The sequence below is a fragment of the Frateuria sp. genome (assembly GCF_013362045.1).
Taxonomy (GTDB): Bacteria; Pseudomonadota; Gammaproteobacteria; order Xanthomonadales; family Rhodanobacteraceae; genus Frateuria_A.
Genome location: NZ_JABFWW010000087.1, coordinates 1 through 6108, shown reverse-complemented (window position 1 = coordinate 6108; position 6108 = coordinate 1). Strand labels below are relative to the sequence as shown.

The 6108-nt window shown below is 70.1% G+C and carries 5 protein-coding genes; 2 read left to right on the top strand and 3 right to left on the bottom strand.

Features of this window, described 5'->3' with window-relative positions:
• Positions 1-1738: S8 family serine peptidase (locus HOQ08_RS04295; protein WP_291192010.1), on the top strand; the 1738-nt coding region annotated here is incomplete at its 5' end.
• Positions 1739-1793: 55 nt separating this feature from the next.
• Here HOQ08_RS04295 and HOQ08_RS04290 read toward each other — a convergent pair.
• The 3 genes from HOQ08_RS04290 to HOQ08_RS04280 form a co-directional block, all read right to left on the bottom strand.
• Positions 1794-2558 (bottom strand): hypothetical protein, encoded by a 765-nt coding sequence (locus HOQ08_RS04290; RefSeq protein ID WP_291192008.1) that lies wholly within the window; start codon positions 2556-2558, stop codon positions 1794-1796.
• A 91-nt stretch (positions 2559-2649) separates the two neighbouring features.
• Complete coding sequence (locus HOQ08_RS04285; protein WP_291192006.1) at positions 2650-3282, bottom strand: thymidine kinase; 633 nt, start codon at positions 3280-3282, stop codon at positions 2650-2652.
• 54 nt (positions 3283-3336) lie between these two features.
• The gene (locus HOQ08_RS04280) at positions 3337-4635 is read right to left on the bottom strand and encodes an NAD(P)/FAD-dependent oxidoreductase (RefSeq protein ID WP_291192004.1); all 1299 of its coding nucleotides are present in this window, start codon (positions 4633-4635) and stop codon (positions 3337-3339) included.
• 113 nt (positions 4636-4748) lie between these two features.
• Between HOQ08_RS04280 and HOQ08_RS04275 the strand changes: the two genes are divergently transcribed.
• The coding region (locus HOQ08_RS04275; protein WP_291192002.1) for a UvrD-helicase domain-containing protein at positions 4749-6108 on the top strand (1360 nt) is incomplete at its 3' end.

The window sequence follows — 6108 nt, the reverse complement described above, 5'->3', positions numbered from 1 at the left end:
CTACGCGGCGACCAACCAGTTCAGCTATGCCAACCCGATCCGCGTGGTCAGCAATTCGTGGGGCAGCTCGGGCAAGTTCGATCCGGCCGACCCGGTCAACGTGGCCTCCTACGAGCTCTACAAGCGCGGCATCGTCACCGTGTTCGCCGCCGGCAACGACGGCCCGGGCGAGGACACGCACAACCCCTACGCGCAGGCGCCGTGGGTGATCTCGGTGGGCGCCAGCGAGAAGAACGGCGTGCTCACCGATTTCTCCTCGCGCGGCAAGCGCGGCGAGAGCGGCACGTTCACCATGCCCGACGGCGCGCAGTGGACCTACGTCAACGAGCCGACGATCGTGGCGCCGGGCGTCGACATCATCTCCACCCGCGACAGCACCGGCACGTTGCCGGCACTCGCCGCACAGCAGGATGCGGCGGTGATTCCGGCGGCGTACCTGCCGTTCTACACGATCATGAGCGGCACCTCGATGGCCACCCCGCACGTGGCCGGCATCGTCGCGCTGATGCTGGAGGCCAACCCCAACCTCACGCCGGCGCAGGTGCGCGACATCCTGCGGCGCACCGCCACCAACATGACCGGACGGCTCGGCTGGGAAGCGGGCGCGGGGCACATCAATGCCTATACCGCGGTGGCGGAAGCCGCCGGCATCCGCAGCGGCTTCGGCGCCACGGTCAACGCGCTGCACAGCTTCAACAGCAACGCGCTGGTCACGCCGGGCGCGCCGCCGATTCCGTTCTCGGTGGACTTCGCCCCGGTCGGGCCGGTGGGCGAACAGAGCTTCACCGTGGGGCCGGAGGTGGCCTGGGTCAGCGCGCGCGCCACCATCGACGCCAACACGCTGGCGCTGGTGCTGATCGACCCCGACGGCGTGCGTTACGGCTCGTCGATCGCCCTGCCGGTGCTCGGCGACACCGTCACCACCGGCGCGCCGGCCAAGCCGGGCGTGTGGAAGGTCACTGTGCGCGGCATCGGCTCGGTCTCGGGCACCAAGGTGGACCCGCTCGGCGTCACCAACGGCTATGCCGCACCCGGCACGGTCAACGGCGAGGTCAGCTTCCTCAACAGCGGCGGCTACACCGGCCTGGGCGACATCGCCAGCCATCCGGCACGCCAGGCGATCGAGTTCGCGGTCGCCAACCGGCTGGTGGATGGCCTGGCCGACGGGCTCTACCATCCCGACGACCCGCTCAAGCGCAGCGACCTGGCCAGATACCTGGTGATGGGCACTAGCGTGCGCCAGTACCTGCCCTTCGACGGCCAGCCGAGCTTCACCGACCTGGGCACCGGCAAGAGCGCCTACCCGTTTGCCGAGTCGGCGATCGCGCGCGGTGGCGCGTTGCGCGATACCAGCCAGAGCCAGGACGGCGTGATGAACCTGTGGGGCGGCCAGTTCCATCCCAACGACAGCGTGACGCGGCTGAGTCTGGCCTATTCGCTCGTGCAGAGCCTAGCCCTGCAGGACGAGGCACGCGCCTACACCGGCGCACTCACCGCGTTCTACGACGGCCAGCGCATCCCGCTCGACGACGCCGGCCTGATCCCGGCCGACCTGCGCGGCTACGTGCAGCTGGCGCTGGACCGCGGCGTGATCAACGCGCGCTTCGCGCTGACCCAGGGTCCGTACGACCTGCAGCCGACCCTGCATGCGTACTTCGACCCCGGCAACGTGGTGACGCGTGCCGCGTATGCGGTGGCGGCCGGGCGTTACCTGGCGTCGTACCAGGGCGGGCAGTAGCCGGACCGCCGCACGATGGGCGGCCCGGGCGCTCCGGGCCGCCCTCTGCCTCGGCTCAACCCGGCCAGTCGAAGGCGATGTGGGTGTTGTTGAAGTGCGGGTCGTCCAGGCTGCCGCGCAGGTGCGCGACCAGCTCGCCGGGCAGGCCCTCCACCTCAAGCGGCTGGCCGTCCACGAACTGCGCACCCAGCGCCTGCAGCTCGACCAGCCGCTCGCACAGCAGGCCGGCCTGCTCGGCCAGGGCTTCGGGCACATCGCGGAAGCTCAGGTCCGGCCGGCCGAACTTGCGCAGGCCGCGGGTGTGCACGTGGGCGCGGCCTGCCGTATCGCCGGCGTTGCGCAGGATCAGCACATGGTGGCGCGGCGGCGCACCGCCGGCGATCAGGTAGTGGCGCCGCCAGGCGGCGGCCTCGAACAGGGTCAGGATCTGCGGGTCGAGGATCGCGCAGCCGCCCACGTCCAGCAGGCCGGCGAGCACGCCCAGCGTGTCGCGCAGGTAGTCCAGGCTGTCGCGGTCGGGCAGCTCGCCGCGTACCACCAGTACCTCGGGGGCGGCACGGGCCAGGTCGAAAGCGGCCGGCGCATCCTCCTTCAGCAATTCGCCCAGCGCGCCCTTGAGCGGGTAGCCCTCCCAGCCGCGCAGCGCGGTGTGCGCGAAGCGCTGCAGCCCGACGCCCTCCGGCAGGCCCCGGCTGGCGTAGCGCGCGGCGGGGATCGCCAGGTCCTCGGCAAAGCGCCCGAAGACGTAGAAGTTGAGCACGATGGCTTCGCCGCCCGGTTGCCAGTAGGGGCGCGGCCAGGCTTCAGGGGTGGCGGTCATGGGGTTCCTTAGGTTTGCTTGTTCGAGAACAAGGGCCTCCCCTCTGCCCAGCCCTCTCCCCGGCGGACCGGGGGAGAGGGAGCGAAAGGCGTCAGCGCTTGTCGTCGAGCGGCAGCACGCTCTGCTGCAGTTCGATACGGCCGCGGCCCTCGGTGATGTGCTTGAACTCGGCGCGGCTGACCGAGACATAACGGTCGTTGCCGCCGATCTCAACCTGCGGGCCTTCGGTCACCGCCCGGCCCTGCCCGTCCACGCGCACCACCATGGTGGCCTTGCGGCCGGTGTGGCAGATGGTCTTGATCTCGTCCAGGTGGTCGGCCCAGGCCAGCAGGTAGCGGCTGCCCTCGAACAGCTCGCCGCGGAAGTCCGTGCGCAGGCCGTAGGCGAGCACCGGGATGCCGAGCCGGTCGACCACGTCGGTGAGCTGCCACACCTGCGCCTTGCCCAGGAACTGCGCCTCGTCGACGAACACGCAGTGCAGCGCGCCGCGATCGGCGATGTCCTTTTCCACCAGCGCGAACAAGTTCTCGTCGGCGCCGAAGCGCCGCGCGTTGGCCTTCAGCCCGATGCGCGAGGCGACCACGCCCTCGCCGTAGCGGTCGTCCAGCGCGGGCGTGAGGATCAACGTGCGCATGCCGCGCTCGTGGTAGTTGTAGGCGCTCTGCAGCAGCGTGGTGGTCTTGCCGGCGTTCATTGCCGAGTAATAGAAATAGAGCTTGGCCATGAGGCGCGAGCCGGACCGGTCAGCGGAAACGGGGCATTGTAGGCGCGGCAGCGCTCATCCGGCGCGCGCCTGCGCGAGGCGCTGGCGGTGGCCGGCCCACCACCGGCGGACGTTGCGCAGGACCATGATCGCGTAGACCAGCTTGAACAGGCGCAGCCGCAGCAACACCCGCGGCGCGTCGAACAGGTCGCCGGCGAGCATCGAGATCACGCCCTGCTCCAGCTGCCACACGTTGCGCGGATCGCGAAACATCTGCCGCATCACCGGCTCGTTGAAGCGGTAGATGAAGAAGGCGAAGCGCGCCATGCCTTCGCGCAGGCGCTTCTCCAGAGCGCGTTGCAGCGCCGCCTCGCGCCCGGGCTCGCGCAGCGCGCCGTCGACCACCTCGACCGCCCGCTCGGCGGCGTCCATCGCCAGATACACGCCGGAGGAGAACACCGGATCGAGGAAGGCGAACGCATCGCCCACCAGGATCCAGCCCTGTCCGGCCATCTGCGTGGAATCGTAGGAATAGTTGCCGGCCGCGCGCACCTCGTCGACCAGCTCGGCGCCGTCCAGCCGCTGCCACAGCGCGGCGTTCTGCCGGAGCGTGTCGAGCAGGAACTGGCGCGTGTCGCCGCGGCGGCGCTTGAGATAATCGGGCCAGCACACCGCGCCCACGCTCATGCTGCCGTCCGGCAGCGGGATCATCCACATCCAGCCGTGCTCGAAGCGGTAGATGCTCACGTTGCCGGCGTCCTCGCCGGGGCGGCGCGCGGCATTCGCGAAGCGGCCGAAGATCGCCGCGCTCTGGTGCAGGCGGTTCCTGCGCTTGAGCTTCTTCTTCGAGGAGAGGAAGGCATCGCGGCCGCTGGCGTCGACCACGTAGCGCGCCTCGATGCAGTAATGGCGCCCCTCACCGGCCCGCACCTCGATCAGGCTCTCGCGCGGACCGGCCTGCTCCACCTTGAGCACCTCCTGTCCTTCACGCGCATCGGCGCCGCACTCGCGCGCGTGTTCGTAGAGCATCCGGTCGAAGTCCTGCCGCCATACCTGGTAGCTGTGCGGCGGGCTGTCGCCCAGCGCGCGGCCGAAGGAGAACACGTTGTAGCCGCGTTCGTTGTCCGCCTCGAAATCGGCGCCGGCCTTGAGCACGCCCAATGTCCGCACCTTGTCCAGCACGCCCAGGCGCTCGAAGATCGGCAGGTTCATCGGCAGCAGGGACTCGCCGATATGGAAGCGCGGGTGGCGCTCCTTCTCCAGCGCGATCACCCGGTAGCCGCGCCGCGCCAGCAGCGCCGCGACGGTGCTGCCCGCCGGTCCGCCGCCGATCACCGTCACGTCGCATCGCTCGACCGCCGTCTCCCGTTCCATCCGCGCTCCCCGCGCACCCCGCCGGTGCGCCACGGCGCGATTATGGACGAAGCGTCCGGCGCGGGAGAGGCGCTCTGCTACCATCCCTCTTCGTCCGCCGCCGCCCTCGCTCCATGCTCAATCCGCAACAACTGGCCGCCGTCGAACACTGCGACAGCCCGCTGCTGGTGCTCGCCGGCGCCGGCTCCGGCAAGACCTCCGTGATCACCCAGAAGATCGCCCACCTGGTGCAGCGGCGGAAGCTCGCCGCATCCAAGATCGCCGCGATCACCTTCACCAACAAGGCCGCGCGCGAGATGCGCGAGCGCGTGGGCAAGCTGGTCAGCAGCGAGGACGCCGCCGCGCTCACCGTGTGCACCTTCCATGCGCTGGGGCTGAAGTTCCTGCAGATCGAGCACGCGCGTGCCGGCCTGCGCCGCGGCTTCTCGGTGCTGGATGCGGACGACAGCGAGGGCATCGTCAAGGAGCTCGCCCCGAAGGGCGCCAAGCCCGACGTGCTGTTCGGCATCAGGAACCTGCTGAGCCGCGCCAAGAACGCCGGCCTCTCGCCGGAGGAGGCGCTGGCCGCCGCGCGCGCGCCGCGCGAGCTGGAGGCGGCGACGATCTACCAGATGTACCAGCAGCGCCTGGCCGCCTTCAACGCGGTGGACTTCGACGACCTGATCCGCCTGCCGCTCACCATCCTGGAGTCCGACGACGAGTGCCGCGACGCCTGGCGCGAGCGCCTGCGCTACCTGCTGGTGGACGAATACCAGGACACCAACGATGCGCAATACCGGCTGCTCAAGGCGCTGGCGGGCGAGCGCGGCCGCATCACCTGCGTGGGCGACGACGACCAGTCGATCTACGCCTGGCGCGGCGCCAACCCGGAGAACATCGACCAGCTCGGCCGCGACTGGCCGAACCTGCGCGTGATCAAGCTGGAGCAGAACTACCGCTGCGGCAAGCGCATCCTGCGCGCGGCCAACCGGCTGATCGCCAACAACCCGCACCTGCACGAGAAGAAGCTCTGGAGCGAGCACCCCGAAGGCGCGCCGATCCGCGTGCTCGAGTGCAAGGAGGCCGAGCACGAGGCGGAGAAGGTCGCCGCCATTGCCACCACGCTCGCCGAGAAGCACAAAGCGCGCTGGCACGACATCGCCATCCTGTACCGCGGCAACTTCCAGGCCCGTCCGTTGGAGAAGGCGCTGCGCCTGGCGCGCATTCCCTATCACCTGACCGGCGCCTTGAGCTTCCTCGACCGCGCCGAGGTGAAGGACGTGCTCTGCTACCTGCGCCTGCTGACCAACCCGAGCGACGACGCGGCGTTCCTGCGCGTGGTCAACGTACCCAAAAGGGAAGTCGGCGCTACCACGCTGGAGAAGCTCGGCCAGCTGGCCCAGTCGAAACACTGCTCGCTGCTGGAAGCCACCCGCAGCGACGCCGTGCTGCGCCAGCTCCCGGCGCGCCCGGCCGCCGCGCTGGCGGGCTTTT